Raw genomic sequence first — 17835 nt, forward strand, 5'->3', positions numbered from 1 at the left:
GGTGGTCCGGGGCACGATGGGCCGGTGACCGCACCCGAGGAGCAGCTGTGCCGGGCCCGCACCGAGACGCGGGCGCAGATCGCCGCGCTGACCGCCGACTACGCCGCGGTGGTCGAGGCGTCGAAGGGGTCCAACGCCGACGACGAGCACGACCCGGAGGGCCAGACGATCGGGTTCGAGCGGGCCCAGCTCGGCTCGGTGCTCGAGCAGGCCCGCGCCCGGCTGGCCGAGCTCGACGCCGCGGTCGCCCGGGTGGCCGACGGCAGCTACGGCCGCTGCGAGGTCTGCGGCGCACCCATCGGCGACGCCCGGCTGGAGGCCCGCCCCGCGGCCCGCACCTGCATCCAGCACGCCTGACCGTCAGCCGGCCAGCAGCCCGACCCCGGTGACCAGCAGGACCACCGCGCCGAGCAGCCGGCGGAACGGGTTCACCCCGCGCAGCAGCTCGTCCCCGGCCCACCACACCAGCGCCACCCGGGTGCCGACGAACACCGCCGTGCCCCACGGGCCCTGGTCGACCACCTGCCGGACGAGGGTCAGCACGAGGAAGGCCCAGGCCGCCGCGTTGGGCCACTGCGCGACGGTCCAGCGCCGGTCGGCCCGGGTGCGGTCGGCCAGCAGCCGGTCCAGCGCCCGCCTCATCGCGGCTCGGCGGCCAGGAACGCGGGGTCGGTGAACAGCGCCGCGCCGGGGGTCGCCCCCGACAGGGCGTCGGCGGCCAGCACCACCGCGGCCGCCGTCCAGGTGGTGCGCTCGACCGGCCACACCGCGTCGTCGGCGAACACGTAGCCGGTCCAGTAGCCGCCGTCCTCGTGCCGCAGGTGCTGCATCGCGGCCAGCTGCTCGGTCGCCGCGTCGGCCTGGCCGGCCGCGGCCAGGGCCATCGCCAGCTCGCAGGTCTCCGCCCCGGTCACCCAGGGTCGGTCGGCCACGCACCGCACCCCCAGCCCCGGGACGACGAAGGCGTCCCACGACGCCGCGAGCCGGTCCTCGGCCGCCGCGCCGGTCAGCGCGCCGCCGAGCACCGGGTAGTACCAGTCCATCGAGAACCGCGACCGGTCGGCGAAGGCACCCGGGTCGTCGGTCAGCGCCGCCTGGAGCCGGGTGGCCGCGGCGGTCCAGAGCGGCCGGGCCTCGCCGACCCGGTCGGCCAGGGCGAGCCCGCAGCGCAGTGCCTGCAGCAGCGAGGAGCAGCCGGTGAGCAGCGCGGTGGTGTCCGGCGTCCCGTCCGGGCGCAGCGCCCACCCGACCGCGCCCGAGGTCAGCTGCATCCGGCAGACCAGGTCCAGCGCCCGGGTCACCGCGCCCCACCAGCGGGTGCCGGACGAGCCGGTGACCAGCGCATGGTGCAGCGCGCCGACGGCCAGGTAGCCGGCGTGGTTGGCCTCGACGCCGGGCGCGGTCACCGCGCCGTCCCGCCACTCCGCCGGGAAGCCGCCCGAGGGGAGCTGTCGCCGGGCGAGCCAGTCCAGCGCCGCGGCGGCCTCGTCGACCCGCCCGCCGGCGGTCAGCGCCATCGCCGCCTCGACGGAGTCCCAGGCGTCCAGCGCGCCGCCGCGCCACCACGGGAGCATCCCGTCGGCGGCCTGCTCGGCGGCGATCGCGGCCACCGTCGCCGCGACGTCGTCGGCCCCGAGGACGCCCGGGACCTCCGGCAGCAGGGTCACCAGGGCTTGGTCGCGTAGACGACCAGGCTCTTGCCGATCACCGGGTCGAGCAGCTTCTCCGCCGCCCGGGTCAGCCACGGCCGCTCGGTCAGGTCCCACACCAGCAGCCGGTGGTAGGCCCGCACCGGGGCGGGGGAGCGGTCCACGCCGACGGCGCACTTGAGCCACCAGTAGGGCGCGTGCAGGGCGTGCGCGTGGTGGCTGGACCCCGGCAGCAGACCGACCTCGGCCAGCCGCGACCGGACCTCGGCCTCGCGGTAGATGCGGATGTGCCCGCCCTCGTTGGCGTGGTAGGCGTCCGACAGCGCCCAGCAGACCCGCTCCGGGCCGTACCGCGGCACGGTGACCGCCACCCGACCGCCCGGCTTGAGCACCCGGGCGATCTCGGTGAACGCGGTCAGGTCGTCGGGGACGTGCTCGAGCACCTCGGAGGCGATGACCCGGTCCACCGACGCGTCGGGCACCGGCAGGTGCAGCAGGTCCCCGCGCACCGCGGTGGCCGACGCCCCGACCGGCGCCTCGCCGGCCGCGGCGATGGCACCCAGCCACTGCTGGGTGGTCGCCACCTCGTCGCGGCCCCAGTCGAGGGCGACGACGGCGGCACCCCGCCGGTAGGCCTCGAAGGCGTGCCGGCCCTCGCCGCAGCCCAGGTCCAGCACGGTCTGCCCGGCGCGGACGTCGAGCCGGTCGTAGTCGACGGTCAGCACGGGGCCGGCACCTCCGCGAGCACCCGCTCGTACCAGGCGGCGGTGCGCTCGGCGGTCGAGCGCCAGGTGAAGTTCTGCAGCACCCGCGCCCGCCCGGCCCGGCCGAGCTGCTCCTGCAGCCCGTGGTGGTCGAGCACCTGGGCCAGCGCGCCGGCCAGCCGGTCGACGTCCCCGGCCGGTACCTGCACCGCGGCGTGCGGGCCGACCACCTCGGGGAGCGCGCCGGCATCCGTGGTCACCAGCGGCGTCGCGCAGGCCATCGCCTCGACCGCCGGCAGGGAGAACCCCTCGTAGAGCGAGGGGACGACGGCGACCGTCGCCCGCTGCAGCAACCCGACCAGGTCGGCCTGGGGGAGCGGACCGGTGAACCGGACCGTGCCGGCCAGCGACAACCGCTCCACCGCCGCCGCCGCGGGCCCGCCGGGGCGCGCCGTGCCGACGACGGTCAGCCGCACCTCGCGCTCGGTGCGCAGCTTCGCCACCGCCTCCAGCAGCGGCACCAGCCCCTTGAGCGGGACGTCGGCGGAGGTGGTGACGACGACGTGGTCGGCGTCCCGGGGGCCGTCGGCCGGGGTGAAGACGGCCGGGTCGATGCCCACCGGCACCACCTCGACCCGCTCCGCCGGGACGCCCATCAGCCGCTCGACGTCGCGCCGGGAGCTCTCCGAGACCGTGGTGATCGCCGGCAGCCGGCGGGCCACCCGGGCCTGCATGCCGGTGAAGGCGTACCAGCGGCGCAGCGTCAGCGAGCGCCGGAACGAGGCCTGGGCCAGCTCCAGGTCGCGGTCGACGGCGACCGGGTGGTGGATCGTCGCCACGGTGGGCAGCCCGGTGCGCAGCAGGCCCCAGCCCAGGCACTGGTTGTCGTGGACGATGTCCGGACCGCTGTCGGACCCGCCCTGCCTGGCGCGCAGCAGCCGGGCGGCGCGCAGGGAGAAGGTGAGCGGCTCGGGGAAGGCAGCCGTGCACATCTGGCCGTACTCCAGGACGTCGACCCAGTCGCGGAACTCGCGCAGGTGCGGCCGGCGGAACGGGTCGGGCTCGCGGTAGAGGTCCAGGCTCGGCAGCCGGGTGAGCGGGACGCCGTCGTCCAGCTCGGGGTAGGGCTGCCCGCTGACCACCTCGACCCGGTGGCCCAGCTCGCGCAGCTCCCGGGACAGCGCGCGGACGTAGACGCCCTGCCCGCCGCTGTGCGGCTTGGACCGGTAGGACAGCAGTGCGATGCGCAGCGACCGTCCCATGCCGCGGACTGTAGCCAGCGGGTGTGACGCGCCCGTGCGAGCGCCTACCGTGGGGTGATGCGCCGCACCCCGCTCCTGCTCGCCGCCGCGTCCTCCGCCTCGCTGCTCCTCGCCGGGTGCGGTGCGTCCACCCCCGCCGCCTCCGGCGACGCGCCGGAGGTCGCCCCCGCCGCGGCCACCGAGGAGGCCCCCGCGCTGGCCGACGGGCTGCTCCCCGCCGACCGGTTCGCCCCCGGCGGCACGGTCACCCAGGTCACCGGCGACGAGTTCGCCGCGCTGCTCGGCGGCGACCACGCCGACCACGGGTCGCCGGCCGACGTCACGGTCACCCCGCAGGCCTGCGTCGACGCGCTCACCGCCGCCCGCACCGCGCTGGGCGACCCGTCCGCCGTCGAGGACGCAGCCGGCCAGTACACCCGCACCGGGTTCACCGGCACCGGCGAGGTGCTGGCCACCGGCGGGCCCGCGGCCACCGTCGTCGGCACGCTCACCGACGCGGTCGCCGCCTGCCCGACCGCCACCGTCGCGACCCCGATGGGCCAGGCCGTGGTCACCTTCGGCACCGTCACCACCCCCGACCTCGGCGACGCCGCCGCCGTCGTGCCGGTGACCGTGACGGTCACCCGCGACCAGGGCCCGGGCATGACCGGCTCCGCGCTGGTGGGCGTGGTCTCCGACGGCGACCGGGTGCTCGGCCTGGCCACCGGGGGCCTGGGCGCCGCGCCGGACGCGGCGGCCTTCGACGCGCTGCTCGCCGACGCCGCGCAGCACGCCGCCGACACCCTGGGGTGAGGCGGGCACCGGGCATCCGTGGTCGGATGGGCGGGTGATGCAGCCCCGCCGTCCCCTGCTCGCCCTGGCCGCCGCCCTCGCCGTCGCCGGCTGCAGCAGCACCGTCGAGGGGACGGCGTCGCCGTCGCCGACCGAGCCCTCCGGCGGCTCGTCGAGCTCCTCGGCGCCCTCGTCCAGCGCGGAGCCGACCGGTGGCGGTGACGACCTGACCGCCGGGCTGCTGCCGCAGGACGCGTTCGGCGCCGGCGCGGTCGTGACGCCGATCAGCCAGAGCGACCTCGAGGCGGGCGCGGCGGTCGGCACCGACCTCGACGGCGCGACCATCACCCCGGAGAGCTGCGCCCAGGCCGTCGCGGAGAGCCAGCCGTCGGTCACCGACCTCACCGGCGTCGCCGCGCAGGCCGCCACCTCGGGCACCACCGTCACCGCACAGCTGCTCACCACGGGCACGCCGGGCGACCCGGTCGCCGAGCTCGCCGCGGCCGCCACGGCCTGCCCGCAGGCCACCATCACCTCCCCCGACATCGGCACCGCGACCATCACGCTGGCCGCCCTGCAGGTGCCCGCGCTCGGCGACGGCTCGGCCGGGCTGGCGTACACGACCACGGTCTCCGCGCCCGACGGGTCGCAGATCGCCGTCCCCGCGCTCTACGCCGTGGTCGCCGACGGCGACCGGCTGCTGTCGATGATCAGCACCAGCATCGGCGGCACCGTCGACCAGGCCGCGTTCACCGCCCTGGTGCAGCAGGCCTTCGAGTACCAGGCCCAGCAGCTCGACTGAGCCCCTAGCAGGGCGGCGGCGCACGTGCCGGCCGCCGTCCACATCCGGGGTCCCCGTCCACAGACGGGGCGGCGGCGGCCGCGGGCCGGGCGCCGGCCACGAGGGTTGCGGGCATGAGCCCCGACGACCCCGTCCACCTCGGCACCGGCGCCGAGCTCGCCGCCGCGCTGCCGCACCTGCTCGGCTTCCACCCGCAGGAGTCCCTCGTCCTGGTCGCGCTCACCGGCGACCGCGCCCACCGCGTGGGGGTGACCCTGCGGGTGGACCTGCCGGGCCCGGCACCGGTCGAGGACCTCGCGGAGGAGGCGGTGCGCCGGCTGGGCCACGAGCCACCGGCCGCCGTCGTCGCGGTGGTGGTCACCGAGGGCCCCGACGACGTCGCCCGGCTCGACCCGGCCGAGCTGCTCGACGTCCCCGTCGGCGACCTGGACCCGGTCGGCGTGCGGCTGCTGCGCACCCGGGACGCTGCCGGGGACGTGCTCGACCTGCCCCGCCGGGACGTCGTGCACGCCGTCGGCAGGGCGCTCGCCGAGCGGGGTGTCCCGCTGCTGGAGGCGCTGCTGGTCCGCGACGGCCGGTGCTTCGACTACGGCTGCACCGCCCCCTGCTGCGACCCCGGGGCCGGCCACCCCCTGCCCGGGGGCACCTCGTCGCTGGCGGCCGCCGCGGTGCTCGACGGTCGGGTCCTGGCCGCCGACCGCGCCGAGGTGGTCGGGCGGCTCGCCCCCGTCACCGGCCCCGCGGCGCTGGCGGTGCACCGCGCCTGCGCGGTGGTCGGCGCGGAGCAGGCCGTGGCGCTGCGGGAGCTGGGCTGGGCCCGGGTGGTCGAGCGGGCCTGGGCCCGGGTGCTCGACGGCGTGGCCGCGCACCGCCCCGGCCGCACCGCCGCGCTGGGCGACCAGCAGGTGGCCGCGCTGGGCTGGGCGCTCACCGACGTCGAGGTGCGCGACCGGGCGGCCGTGCTCGCCGTCGGCCCCGACGCCTGCGCCGCGGCCGCGCTGTGGCTCGACCTCACCCGCCGGCTGCCCGACCCGCTCACCGCTGCGCCGGCGACCCTGCTGGCCGCCGCGGCCTGGGCGCGGGGTGACGGCACCACCGCCCGGGCGGCGCTGGACCGGGCACTGGCCGCCCAGCCGTCCTGCTCGCTGGCCCTGCTGCTGGCCGACGGCCTGGACGCCGGGCTGCCGCCGTCGGTGGTCCGCGAGTGGCTCACCGCGGCGGCGACCCGGCCGGTGTCAGAGGAGCTCGGGGCGTGACCAGTCCTCGCCCAGCACGTGCTCGGCCAGGAACGCCAGCACCGTCTCGTACCAGACCGTGTGGTTCCCCGGGGTCAGCACCCAGTGGTTCTCGTCCGGGAAGTACAGGAACTTCGACGGCACCCCGCGCTTCTGCAGGTCGTACCAGAGCCGCAGGCCCTCGCCGATCGGCACCCGGTAGTCCTTGTCGCCGTGGATGACCAGCACCGGGGAGGTGATGGCGTCCGCGTAGCGGTGCGGCGAGTTCTGCTCGTAGCGCGCCGGCTCGGTGAGCGGGTCGCCGAACTCCTTCTCCCAGTAGAACGCCGCGTCGGTGGCACCGATGAAGCCGTCCAGGTGCCACAGGCTGGCGTGGGTCACGACCGCGTCGAACCGGTCCGTCTGCGTGGCGATCCAGTTGGCCATGTAGCCGCCGAACGAGCCGCCCATCGCCGCGGTGCGGGTGCCGTCGATCTCCGGCAGTTCGACCGCGGCGTCGGTGGCGGCCATCAGGTCGGTGTAGGGCGCCCCGCCCCAGCTGCCCCAGCCGCGCCGGACGAAGTCCTGACCGAAGCCCTGCGACAGCGCCGGGTTGGGCAGCAGCACCGCGTAGCCCTGCGCGGCCATCACCCAGGGCAGCCAGCGCCACGACCACCCGTTCCAGCTCATCAGCGGGCCGCCGTGGATCCACAGCAGCAGCGGCGCCGGCTTCTCCGCCGAGGCGCCCTCGGGCAGCACCAGCCACGACTGCACCTCGACCCCGTCGGAGGCGGTGGCCCGCAGCTCGCGCAGGGTGCCCGGCAGGGCGTCCAGCGTGCCGGGGTTGGGCAGCGGGTCGGGCTGCTGGTCGGTGGCGACCGGGTCCAGCCGCACCGGGGCCGCCGGGTGGTCGAAGGCCGAGCGCAGCGCGTAGAGCGCCGACCCGTCACGGGCCACCTGCAGGTCGGAGTAGGCGCCGTCCCGGGTCAGCCGCACCGGCGCCTCGCCGGGCACCACCCGGAACACCGCGTGCCGTCCGTCGTCGTCGGCCAGGAAGTACACGGCCTCCCCGGCGGCGTCGAACTGCGGCGCCGAGGGCCAGCGGTCGAAGCCGGCGGTGAGGTCGGTGGTCGTGCCGGTGGCGACGTCCACCACCAGCAGGGTGTGGTCCGGCGGCTCGGCCTGGGTGGTCTCGGACTCCCGGTTGCACACCAGCCGGGTCGAGTCCGGCGACCAGGCCGGGGAGCTGATGTCGGCGTGCTCGTCGTCGACCAGCACCCGGGTCTGCCCGGTGGCGGTGTCGGTGAGCACCAACCGGTTGCGCCACGAGGCGCGCGCCTCGGGGACCTCCTCGGCGCGGGCCAGCCAGCGGCCGTCGGGGGAGAGCGCCAGGTCGGTGCCCGAGCCGTTGGGCGGCACGGCGCCGGGGGTGAGGTCGCGCCAGGCCGGCTGCGCGCCGTCGGCGGTGACCTGCCCGACGAAGAACGCCCGCGCGACGGCGGGGCCCAGGTCGTGGTCCCAGAACCGCACGGGGTAGCTCTCGTGCAGGATCGCGGTCACCCCGGCGTCCTTGCGGGCCTTGCGGCGGGCGTCGTCGGCCTCGTCGTCGGTGGCGCCGGGCGTGGCGGAGGCGACCACGACGACGTCGCCGCTGTCCGCGGCGACCGAGACGCCGCTGATGCCGTTCCGGCGGCCCAGCACCCGGCGGGCCTCGCCACCGGCGGCGTCCAGCGCCCACAGCGCGGGCTTGGCGTCCCCGGCGTCCTTGTCCGCGTCGGGGTCGGGCCGGGCGGAGGTGAACAGCAGCGTGCCGTCGGGGGCGAACACCGGCGAGGACTCACCCGGGGAGCTGCGGGTCAGCCGGCGGGCGTCCCGGGCCCCGGTGGGGTCGACCTCCCACAGCGCGGTCCGCCAGCTGGTGCGGTCCGGCGACAGGGTGGCCACCGAGGTGACCAGCCGGGTGCCGTCGGGCGACAGCGCCAGCCCCGACAGCCGGGGCAGGGCCATCACGTCGGCGAGCCGGGAGAACGGGGTCGTGCCGGCGTCCAGCGGCTGGGCGGCGATCTCGTCGGTCATCCCGACCGGTGCGTCGTGCGCAGGCTTCGTCACCCCGCCACCCTAGTGCCGAGGTCGTTCGCCGGGCGAACGACTTGACGTCAGTGCGCGGGGACCGGCTCCTCGGCGGGGGAGACGAACACGTGGTGGGCCACGCCCGCCGGCAGGACGGTGCCGCCGATGCTCACCGACCCGTTCGAGAGCACCGCCTGCACCGTCGAGCCCGGCCGCACGCCCTGGTCGGCCAGCGAGCGCAGCAGGTCCTGGTCCTCCTGCAGCTGCTCGCTGATCCGGCGGACGACGACCGTGGCGCCCTCGGGCGTGGCCGAGGTGGACAGCAGCGTGAGCGACTCCTGCTGGGCGACCGGGTCGGCGCCGAGCGCGGCCAGGCCGGGGATGGGGTTGCCGAAGGGGGAGACCTGCGGGTTGCCCAGCAGCGTGAGCAGCTTGCGCTCCACCGCCTCGCTCATCACGTGCTCCCAGCGGCAGGCCTCCTCGTGCACGTCGGCGTAGTCCAGGCCGATGACGTCGACGAGCAGGCACTCGGCCAGCCGGTGCTTGCGCATCACCGCGGTGGCCAGCGCCCGGCCCTCCTCGGACAGCGCCAGGTGCCGGTCGCCCTCGACGGACAGCAGCCCGTCGCGCTCCATCCGGGCCACCGTCTGGCTGACCGTGGGCCCGCTCTGGTGCAGCCGCTCGGCGATCCGGGCGCGCAGCGGCGTGATGCCCTCCTCCTCGAGCTCGAAGATGGTCCGCAGGTACATCTCGGTGGTGTCGATGAGGTCGTTCACGCCAGGCTCCTCCGTGCAGGGGTCTGGCACCCAGCCTACGGGGGCGGCGCCACCACGAGCGGGCGCGACGAGGGGTGCCGGGCGGTAGCGTCGCCGCCGTGAACCGGTCGACGAGGACCACGGCGAGGACCCGACGGTGAGCGACGCGGTCAGCGTCGTCTGGGACGACGCGTACCTGGGCTACACCTGGGGCGGGGACCACCCGATGCACCCGGTGCGGCTGGACCTCACCATGCGGCTGGCCGACACCCTCGGCGTGCTGGCCGGCGACCGGGTCGACGTCGTCCGGCCCGTGACCGCCGGGGAGGACCTGCTCACCCTGGTGCACGACGCGGAGTACCTCGACGCCGTCCGCCGCGCCCCGGCCGACCCCGCCGGCGTCGGCCACGGCCTCGGCGGGTCGGACAACCCGGTCTTCGACGGCATCTACGAGTCCGCGGCGCTCATCGCCGGCGGCTCGGTCACCGCGGCCCGGCTGATCCACGAGGGCAGGGCGCAGCACGCGGTCAACATCGCCGGCGGCATGCACCACGCGATGCGCGACCACGCCAGCGGCTTCTGCGTGTTCAACGACGCCGCGATCGCCATCGCCTGGCTGCTCGGCCAGGGCTACGAGCGGATCGCCTACGTCGACCTCGACGTGCACCACGGCGACGGCGTGCAGGCCGCGTTCTGGAGCGACCCGCGGGTGCTCACGGTGAGCATCCACCAGACCCCGCTCACCCTCTTCCCGGGCACCGGCTACCCCGAGGAGACCGGCGACCCGGACAGGGCCCCCGGCACGGCGGTCAACCTCGCGCTCCCCAACGGCACCGACGACTCCGGCTGGCTGCGCGCCTTCCACGCCGTCGTCCCGGGGGTGGTGAAGGCGTTCGCGCCGCAGATCCTGGTCACCCAGTGCGGCTGCGACACCCACCACGAGGACCCCCTCGCCGACCTCGGCCTCACCGTCGACGGCCAGCGCGCCTCCTACGCCGCGGTGCACCAGCTCGCCCACGAGGTGTGCGACGGCAGGTGGCTGGCCCTGGGCGGCGGCGGCTACGGCCTGGTGCGCTGCGTGCCCCGCGCCTGGACCCACCTCATCGCCGAGGCCTCGGGCCACCCGCTGGCCCCCGGCACCGCCATCCCCGACTCCTGGGCCCAGGACGTGCTGTCCAAGGGCCTGCGGATCGAGCCACCGGGCTCCATGACCGAGGGCGGCTGGACCGGCTTCGCCCGCTGGGACCCCTTCACCGAGAACCGGGTCGACCGCGCCGTCACCCGCGCCCGCACGGCGGCCTACCCGCTGTTCGGCCTGGACCCGGACGACCCCCGTGACTGAGCCGGGCACCGACCCGACACCCCCGCCCGGGTGGGAGGCCGACGTGGTGGCCGCCGACGGCGGCACCGTGCACCTGCGCCCGATCACCCCCGAGGACGCCGACGGCATCCAGGGCCTCATGGAGCGCAGCTCCGACCAGACGCGCTACTACCGGTTCTTCGGCCCGATGAAGCGGTTGTCGGACAAGGACCTGCACCGGTTCACCCACGTCGACCACGACAACCGGGTCGCCTTCGTCGTGCTGCTCGGCGACGAGCTCATCGGCGTCGGCCGCTACGACCGCTACCCCGGCACCGACGACGCCGAGGTCGCGTTCCTGGTCGAGGACGCCCACCAGCGGCGCGGGCTGGGCTCGGTGCTGCTGGAGCACCTGGCCGCCGCCGCCCGCGAGCGCGGCATCACCCGGTTCGTCGCCGAGGTGCTCAGCCAGAACACCGGCATGGTCCGGGTCTTCCTCGACGCCGGCTACGAGGCCCGCCGCTCCTACGAGGACGGCGTGGTCCACCTGACCTTCCCGATCGCGCCCACCGAGCAGGCCCTCGCGGTCACCTACGAGCGCGAGCAGCGCAGCGAGTCCCGCTCCATCGGCCGGCTGCTCAACCCGCAGTCGGTGGCCGTCGTCGGCGCCAGCAACGACACCGCCAAGATCGGCCACGCGGTGCTGCGCAACCTGCTCGACGCCGGGTTCGCCGGGCCGATCTACCCGGTCAACCCCGCCGTCCGGCACGTGGCCGGGGTGCCCGCGCACGCCTCGATCGAGGACATCCCCGACGACGTCGACCTCGCCGTCCTCGCCGTGCCCGCCACCGAGGTGCCCGGCGTGGTCGAGGCCTGCCGGCGCAAGCGGGTCAAGGGCCTGGTCGTCATCTCCGGCGGCTTCGGCGAGACCGGGCCCGAGGGCCGGGCCGCCGAGCGCGAGTTCGTCGCCGCCGCCCGCGCGTCCGGCATGCGGGTCGTGGGCCCCAACTGCCTGGGCCTGGTCAACACCGACCCCGCGGTGAGCCTGAACGCCAGCCTCGCGCCGCGGGTGCCCGGCCGGGGCCGGATGGGGTTCTTCGCCCAGTCCGGCGCGCTCGGCGTGATGCTGCTGGAGCGGGCCAGCAACCGCGGCATCGGGCTGTCCAGCTTCGTCTCGGCGGGCAACCGGGCCGACGTCAGCGGCAACGACATGCTGCAGTACTGGGCCACCGACCCCGGCACCGAGGTGGTGCTGCTGCACCTGGAGAGCTTCGGCAACCCCCGCAAGTTCGCCCGGCTGGCCCGCCGGGTCGGCCGGGACAAGCCGGTGGTGGCGGTGAAGAGCGGCCGGCACGTCGGCATGACCGCGGGCCTGGCCGGCACCAGCGTCAGCGTGCCCGAGCAGTCGGTGGCCGCGCTGTTCGCCTCCGCCGGGGTGATCCGGGTGCAGACGCTGGCCGAGCTGTTCGACGTCGGCACGCTGCTGGCCCACCAGCCGCTGCCCGCCGGCGACCGGGTGGCCATCGTGGGCAACTCCACCGCGGTCGGCGTGCTGGTCGCCGACGCCGTCCTCGAGCTGGGCCTGCAGCTGGCCCACGAGCGGCCGGTCGACATCGGCACCGGCGCGCCGCCCGAGGAGTTCCGCGCCGCCCTGCAGGCAGCGCTCGACGACGACCGGGTGGACGCCGTCGTGGCGGTGTACCTGCCCGCGCTCGCGCACGAGGCCGAGCCCTTCGGCCGGGTGCTGCGCGAGATCTCGGCCGGCGCCACGAAGCCGCTGGTGGCCAACTTCCTGTCCGCCGACGGCATCCCCGACGTCCTGGTGGTCCGCGGCGAGGACGGCATGCCCGCCCGCGGCTCGGTGCCCTCGTTCTCCACGCCCGAGCGGGCCGTCATCGCCCTGGCCCGGGTCGCCGAGCACGCCGCCTGGCGGCGCCGGCCGGTCGGCGAGGTGCCCGAGCTCGACGTGGACGAGGCCGCCGCCCGCGCCGTGGTGGACGGCGCCCTGGCCGACGGCGAGGGCCGCGAGCTCACCGACGACGAGGTGATCGCGCTGCTGGCCGCCTACGGCGTGCCGCTGCTGCGCACCCGCCGGGCCGACGACGCCGAGGCCGCGGTCGCCGCCGCCGAGGAGGTCGGCTACCCGGTGGTGCTGAAGTCGACCGCGCCGTGGCTGCGGCACCGCGCTGACCTCGGCGGCACCCGGCTGGACCTGCGGGACGCCGACGACGTGCGTGCCGGGTTCGAGGCCATCCCGTCCGGCGACCCGGTGATCGTGCAGGAGATGGCCGCCCCCGGCGTCCCCACCGTCGTCGAGGTGGTCGACGACCCCTCGTTCGGCGCGCTGGTCAGCTTCGGCGTGGGCGGCGTGGCCACGGACCTGCTCGGCGACCGTGCCTTCCGCACGCTGCCGCTCACCGACACCGACGCGCACGAGATGGTCCGCGAACCGCGGGCGTGGCCGCTGCTGGACGGCTACCGGGGCAGCGAGCCGGTCGACGTCGCGGCGCTGGAGGACCTGCTGCTGCGGGTCGCCCGGCTGGCCGACGACCTGCCCGAGGTGCTGGCGCTGTCGCTGGAGCCGGTGATCGTGGGCCCGGCGTCGCCGTGGCACGGCGGCCGGTCGCTGGTGGTGGCCGGCGCGGCGGTGCGGGTGGGACCTGCGACGGCCCGGGTGGACCCCGGCCCGCGGCGGATGTTCAGCGCGGCCGACGTGCACTGACGCCGGCGCCGGCCACCGCGGGGGTGGCCGGCGCCGGCGTCGGGACTGCCTCAGGCCAGGTAGTCGCGGAGTGCGTCGGCCCGCTCGGGGGAGCGCAGCTTGCTCATCGTCTCGCGCTCGATCTGGCGCACCCGCTCGCGGGAGAGCCCGAAGCGCTTGCCGATCTGCTCCAGGGTGCGGGGCTGCTCGCCGTCCAGGCCGAACCGCATGACGACGACGTCGCGCTCGCGGTCCTCCAGGGTGCCCAGGACGTTGCGGACGTCGCCCTTCATCATCTGGAAGGCGACGGCGTCCTCGGCGACCGCGGCGTCGGTGTCCTCGATGAAGTCACCGAGCCGGGACTCCTCGTCGGCGCCGACGGTCTGGTCCAGGGAGACCAGGTCGCGGCTGTACTCCAGCAGCTCGGTGATCCGCTCGGGGGTCATGTCGAGCTCCAGACCGAGCTCCTCGGCGGTGGGCTCGCGCTCGAGCTCCTGGTGGATGCGCCGGCGGGTGCGGACCACCTTGTTGACCTGCTCGGCCAGGTGGACGGGCAGCCGGATGGTGCGGCCGCTGTCGGCCATCGCGCGGGTGATGGCCTGCCGGATCCACCAGGTCGCGTAGGTCGAGAACTTGAAGCCCTTGGTGTAGTCGAACTTCTCCACGGCGCGGATGAGGCCGACGTTGCCCTCCTGGATCAGGTCCAGGAACGTCATGCCGTGGCCGGTGTACCGCTTGGCCACCGACACGACCAGGCGGAGGTTGGCCTCCAGCAGGTGGGCCTTGGCGGCCTTGCCGTCGGCGGCGAGCAGCGTGTAGTCGCGCTTGACCGCGGGGGTCAGCTTCTTCTCGCCCAGCAGGCGGTCGGCGTACAGGCCGGCCTCGATGCGCTTGGCGAGCTCGACCTCCTGCTCGGCGGTGAGCAGCGCGGTCTTCCCGATCGTGTTCAGGTAGACACGGACCAGGTCGGTCGAGACCAGGCCGGTGGTGTCGGGGGTGCGTCGCGGGGTGCGCACGCTGAGGGTGTCGGTGGGGGAGGACTGCAACAGCGTCACGATGGGTCTTCGTCCTTGCCTCTCGGGTCGGATGGCCGCCGGTCGTGCTGGCCGTCACCCGGGCGTCTTCGGTGCGGGACGAGCGGTGCCGGGATCGCCGGCGGGCCCGTCCTCGGGGTGGTGGCCCCGATGTGGTACGCCCATGACAACGGCGGAGACCACCCCTGGTGTTCCTGACCGGTCCGTCTCACAGTTGCCGTGCAGGCAGGCCGGTACCCGGGACGTGCGCGCCGAACCACACGACTGTGGTTCAGGTCTCCAGCAGCAGCGTGAACGGGCCGTCGTTCACGCTGCTGACCTGCATGGACGCACCGAACACGCCGGTGGCGACCCGCGCGCCGCGCTCCCGCAGGGCCGTGACCACGGCCTCGACCAGGGGCTCGGCGACCGGCCCGGGGGCGGCCGCCGACCAGGACGGACGGCGCCCCTTGCGCGTGTCGCCCTGCAACGTGAACTGGCTCACCACCAGCACGGGGAGCCCGAGGTCGGCGGCGGACACCTCGCCGTCCGCGCCGTCGAAGATCCGCAGCTCGTGGATCTTGCGGGCCATCTCCCGGGCGGCGTCCTCGCCGTCGGTGCGGGCGACCCCGACCAGGGCCAGCAGCCCGCGGCCGACCTCCCCGACGACGGCGCCCTCGACCACGACGGAGGCACTGCTGACCCGGCTCACCACGGCGCGCACCCGGCCGATGGTGCCGCACGGCGCCCGGGCGGTGGACCACCGACCAGGGACGCCGAGACCGGCGGGGTGGCGTCGGTGGACCCGGGCCGGGCGGTCACGCCGTCCGGGGCCGGGGGCCAGCTGTCGCCGGCCCCGGCCACGCGGGCATCCGCGGCGTCGCGCTCGAGGGCGGGGGAGAACAGCCACCCCTGGGCCGACCGGCAGCCCTGGTCGCGCAGGTGTGCCCGCTGGTCCTCGGACTCCACGCCCTCGGCCACCACGTCCAGACCCATCACCCGGGCGAGCTCGAGCAGGCCCAGCACCACGGGCGGCGCGGCCACGTCCGGACCGACCCCGCTGACGAAGGAACGGTCGATCTTGAGCACGTCGACCGGGAACTGCCGCAGGTGGGTCAAGGACGAGAAGCCGGTCCCGAAGTCGTCGACGGCGAGCCGGACCCCCAGCCCGCGCAGCTCGTGCAGGGTGCGGGCGGCCTGCTCGGCGTCGTGGACCAGGGCGGTCTCGGTCAGCTCCAGGCACAGCGCGTGCGGGGTCAGCCCCGTGCGGTCCAGCGCCGCGGCGACGTCGCCGACCAGCCGGGGGGACCGCAGCTGCCGGCCCGACAGGTTCACCGCGATGGTCAGGTCCGCGCCCGGCGTCCCGGCACGCCAGGCCGCGGCGGCCGCGCACGCCTCGCCGAGCACCCAGCGGCCGATCTCCTCGATGAGCCCGTTCTCCTCGGCCAGCGGGACGAAGGTGGCCGGCGAGACGGCGCCCAGCGTCGGGTGCTGCCAGCGCAGCAGCGCCTCGAACCCCTCGAGGTCGCCGGACCCGAGGTCGACCACGGGCTGGTAGGCCACCCGCAGCTGCCCCCCGGCGAGTGCGCCGGGGAGGTCCGCGACCAGCTGCGTGTGCAGCAGCAGCTCGGCGCGCATGTCGGGGGCGAAGACCACCACCTGGCCCTTGCCCCGGCTCTTGGCGCGGTAGAGCGCGGTGTCGGCGTCGCGCAGGAGCGAGGCAGCCGTCGGTCCGGCATCGGGGTCGGCGACGACGAGGCCCACGCTCGCGCCGACGTGCACGGTCCGCCCGGCCAGGTCGTAGGCCGCGCCGACCGCCGCGACCAGCCGGTCGGCGAGGGCGCGGTGGCTCTCCCCGGTGTCGGCCGGCCCCGGTTCGACCAGGACGGCGAACTCGTCCCCGCCGAGGCGGGCGACGGTGTCGGCGGGCCGGACCTGGGCCGACAGGCGGGCGGCGACCTGGCGGAGCAGCTCGTCGCCGGCGGGGTGCCCCAGCGTGTCGTTCACGGTCTTGAACCCGTCGAGGTCCAGCGACAGCACGGCGGGGTCGGTCCCGGTGCGCCCGCTGCGGGCCAGGGTGTGGCCGACGCGGTCGTCGAACAGGGCCCGGTTGGCCAGGCCGGTGAGCCCGTCGTGGAAGGCCTGGTGCGCCAGCTCGTCCTGGACCCGGCGGCGCGCGGTCACGTCCTGCAGGGTCACCACGAGGCCGCCGACGTCGGCGTCGTCGGAGCGGTCCACCACCCGGACCTCGACCCATGCCCCCGGGGCGGTGCACAGCTCGGCGGAGACCGTCCGCCCGGGGGCGGTGCGGGCCCGGTCGAGCAGCTCGGCCCGCCCGGACGGGTCGTCCTCGCCGAGCGCGGTCCAGACCGCCGACCCCGCCGGGCGCCCGGGGCCGGTGAGGGCCCTGCCCGTGGGGTCGACGACGACGAGGGCGTCGGCGGAGTCGACGGCCAGGGCGGCCGCCCGCCGGGCACGCAGCTCCAGCGCCTCGCTCAGGTCGGCCTGCTGGCGGGAGAGCCGGTAGGCCCGGGCGTAGGCGAGCGCGAGGACCGCGGCGGTCACCAGCAGCCCGGGCAGCGGGTCGACGTCGGTGCCGCGGGCCCACGCGACGACCTCCACCACGCCGGGGACGGCCAGGGGGAGCAGCGCCAGCGTCAACTGCGCGCGCGAGACCGGCAGGCGCCGCCGTCGGCGGGCCGACCGGCGCGGGCCGGCACCGGTGAGCCACACCGACGCGGCCAGCGCCAGGGACCCCAGGGTCCAGCCCACGTCGAGCACCGCGGAGGTGTCGGCGTCCACCAGGTAGCCCAGGTCGGCGAGGAACCAGGCGGCCGCTCCGGCGCCGACCCAGACCGCCCCGGCCCCCAGCGACGAGCGCAGGACGCACAGCCGGACCACCAGCGCGAGCAACCAGGCGTCGAGCACGGGGTAGGCCGCCAGCACCGTCCGCACCAGGACCGGCAGGGAGTCGTCCTCGACGGTGCGGTGCAGCACGAGGACCCACTCCAGGTACACGACCAGGAGGAACGCCGCGGCGGTGTCCACGAAGCGGTCGAACCGCGACCCCTGGGCGACCTGGGCCAGGGCGCGGCGCAGCCCCAGCGCGACCGCGACGTAGGAGCCCAGGTAGGCGGCGTCGGCGACCGAGACGGAGGCCTCGGGCGCGCCGGACCAGGCCCCGACCTGCCACAGCCAGTCCCCGGCGCAGGACAGGGTGATCCCCGCCGCGGTCCAGAACCCGGCGCGGCCGCTGTGCGCGACCGCCCACCAGGCCGAGACCGATGCACCGGTCACGACGACGAGGTAGCTCACCTCGGCGGCGGTGCCGGCGGGCAGGAGGGACCGGCCCAGGGCCAGGGCACCCAGGACGGCGAGGAGGACGAGGCCGGGGGCGGAGAGGGCTCCGCCGCGGGCACCAGGGGTGTTCAGCTCAGGCTCCGGAGGGTCGTCGTACCAGGCCCCTGTACTCGACGCCGACGAGATCATCGGCCGCGCCCGGCGGTGCTCGACCCCGGTCCGCGCGGCCCTCACCCCTCCGGGTCAGGGCCGCGCGCCGACCGGGCCGACGCTCCCGCCCCGGCGAGCACGCCC

Annotated in this window: 15 protein-coding genes; 6 read left to right on the forward strand and 9 right to left on the reverse strand. The window is 76.3% G+C overall.

Translation table 11 applies throughout. The features are described 5' to 3' along the window. The first annotated feature begins 24 nt into the window (after positions 1 to 24). Positions 25 to 357 carry a TraR/DksA family transcriptional regulator gene (locus BM158_RS13060; RefSeq protein ID WP_091559482.1) on the forward strand — a complete coding sequence of 111 codons (333 nt, stop codon included), beginning with the start codon at positions 25 to 27 and terminating at the stop codon, positions 355 to 357. A gap of 3 nt (positions 358 to 360) precedes the next feature. Here the strand turns inward: BM158_RS13060 and BM158_RS13065 are convergent, their stop codons facing one another. From BM158_RS13065 to BM158_RS13080, 4 genes are read right to left on the reverse strand one after another with little or no spacing between them, the layout of a single operon-like run. Continuing rightward, positions 361 to 642: a hypothetical protein gene (locus tag BM158_RS13065; protein ID WP_091559486.1), complete on the reverse strand. Its 282-nt coding sequence runs from the start codon at positions 640 to 642 to the stop codon at positions 361 to 363. Then, positions 639 to 1667: a prenyltransferase gene (locus BM158_RS13070; RefSeq protein ID WP_229827425.1), complete on the reverse strand. Its 1029-nt coding sequence runs from the start codon at positions 1665 to 1667 to the stop codon at positions 639 to 641. The genes BM158_RS13065 and BM158_RS13070 overlap by 4 nt, the downstream gene beginning before the upstream one ends. Further along, the gene (locus BM158_RS13075; RefSeq protein ID WP_091559489.1) at positions 1664 to 2374 is read right to left on the reverse strand and encodes a class I SAM-dependent methyltransferase; all 711 of its coding nucleotides are present in this window, start codon (positions 2372 to 2374) and stop codon (positions 1664 to 1666) included. Before BM158_RS13075 ends, BM158_RS13070 begins: the two co-directional genes overlap by 4 nt. Continuing rightward, on the reverse strand, positions 2368 to 3615 hold the full coding sequence (locus tag BM158_RS13080; RefSeq protein ID WP_091559493.1) for a glycosyltransferase family 4 protein: 1248 nt from the start codon (positions 3613 to 3615) through the stop codon (positions 2368 to 2370). The genes BM158_RS13075 and BM158_RS13080 overlap by 7 nt, the downstream gene beginning before the upstream one ends. A gap of 57 nt (positions 3616 to 3672) precedes the next feature. On the opposite strand from BM158_RS13080, the gene BM158_RS13085 reads away from it, so the two are divergent. From BM158_RS13085 to BM158_RS13095, 3 genes are all read left to right on the forward strand, one after another. After that, positions 3673 to 4407, forward strand: a complete 735-nt coding sequence (locus BM158_RS13085; RefSeq protein ID WP_131802043.1) for a hypothetical protein — start codon at positions 3673 to 3675, stop codon at positions 4405 to 4407. A 34-nt stretch (positions 4408 to 4441) separates the two neighbouring features. Beyond that, the gene (locus BM158_RS13090; RefSeq protein ID WP_091559500.1) at positions 4442 to 5188 is read left to right on the forward strand and encodes a hypothetical protein; all 747 of its coding nucleotides are present in this window, start codon (positions 4442 to 4444) and stop codon (positions 5186 to 5188) included. A gap of 113 nt (positions 5189 to 5301) precedes the next feature. Beyond that, positions 5302 to 6444 (forward strand): DUF4192 domain-containing protein, encoded by a 1143-nt coding sequence (locus BM158_RS13095; protein WP_091559503.1) that lies wholly within the window; start codon positions 5302 to 5304, stop codon positions 6442 to 6444. On the opposite strand, the gene BM158_RS13100 is transcribed toward BM158_RS13095, so the two are convergent. Both BM158_RS13100 and BM158_RS13105 read right to left on the reverse strand, forming a co-directional pair. After that, the gene (locus BM158_RS13100) at positions 6424 to 8511 is read right to left on the reverse strand and encodes a S9 family peptidase (protein WP_229827424.1); all 2088 of its coding nucleotides are present in this window, start codon (positions 8509 to 8511) and stop codon (positions 6424 to 6426) included. The genes BM158_RS13095 and BM158_RS13100 overlap by 21 nt on opposite strands. Positions 8512 to 8558: 47 nt before the next feature. Continuing rightward, entirely contained in the window at positions 8559 to 9248 is a 690-nt protein-coding gene (locus BM158_RS13105) for an iron-dependent transcriptional repressor DtxR (RefSeq protein ID WP_091559509.1), read from the reverse strand. A 136-nt stretch (positions 9249 to 9384) separates the two neighbouring features. On the opposite strand from BM158_RS13105, the gene BM158_RS13110 reads away from it, so the two are divergent. Both BM158_RS13110 and BM158_RS13115 read left to right on the forward strand, forming a co-directional pair. Beyond that, a complete protein-coding gene (locus BM158_RS13110) occupies positions 9385 to 10569 on the forward strand; it encodes an acetoin utilization protein AcuC (protein ID WP_091559515.1) in 1185 nt (394 codons plus the stop codon). Further along, on the forward strand, positions 10562 to 13249 hold the full coding sequence (locus BM158_RS13115) for a bifunctional acetate--CoA ligase family protein/GNAT family N-acetyltransferase (protein WP_091559518.1): 2688 nt from the start codon (positions 10562 to 10564) through the stop codon (positions 13247 to 13249). Before BM158_RS13110 ends, BM158_RS13115 begins: the two co-directional genes overlap by 8 nt. 50 nt (positions 13250 to 13299) lie before the next feature. Here the strand turns inward: BM158_RS13115 and sigB are convergent, their stop codons facing one another. The 3 genes from sigB to BM158_RS22725 all read right to left on the reverse strand — a co-directional run bounded on the left by sigB (position 13300) and on the right by BM158_RS22725 (position 17775). Next, on the reverse strand, positions 13300 to 14283 hold the full coding sequence (gene sigB, locus BM158_RS13120; protein ID WP_091559521.1) for an RNA polymerase sigma factor SigB: 984 nt from the start codon (positions 14281 to 14283) through the stop codon (positions 13300 to 13302). 250 nt (positions 14284 to 14533) lie between these two features. Beyond that, positions 14534 to 14965, reverse strand: coding sequence for a D-aminoacyl-tRNA deacylase (gene dtd, locus BM158_RS13125; RefSeq protein WP_091559523.1), 432 nt, complete (start codon positions 14963 to 14965; stop codon positions 14534 to 14536). Beyond that, the gene (locus tag BM158_RS22725; RefSeq protein WP_091559525.1) at positions 14950 to 17775 is read right to left on the reverse strand and encodes a putative bifunctional diguanylate cyclase/phosphodiesterase; all 2826 of its coding nucleotides are present in this window, start codon (positions 17773 to 17775) and stop codon (positions 14950 to 14952) included. The genes dtd and BM158_RS22725 overlap by 16 nt, the downstream gene beginning before the upstream one ends. Positions 17776 to 17835 lie beyond the last annotated feature (60 nt).

The organism is Klenkia taihuensis, assembly GCF_900112525.1.
Classification (GTDB): domain Bacteria; phylum Actinomycetota; class Actinomycetes; order Mycobacteriales; family Geodermatophilaceae; genus Klenkia; species Klenkia taihuensis.

Excerpts from the sequence above, each read along its gene's own strand:
- BM158_RS13065 (WP_091559486.1), bottom strand. The coding sequence starts at position 642 with ATGAGGCGGGCGCTGGACCGGCTGCTGGCCGACCGCACCCGGGCCGAC.
- BM158_RS13080 (WP_091559493.1), bottom strand. The coding sequence starts at position 3,615 with ATGGGACGGTCGCTGCGCATCGCACTGCTGTCCTACCGGTCCAAGCCG.
- BM158_RS13085 (WP_131802043.1), top strand. The coding sequence starts at position 3,673 with ATGCGCCGCACCCCGCTCCTGCTCGCCGCCGCGTCCTCCGCCTCGCTG.
- BM158_RS13095 (WP_091559503.1), top strand. The coding sequence starts at position 5,302 with ATGAGCCCCGACGACCCCGTCCACCTCGGCACCGGCGCCGAGCTCGCC.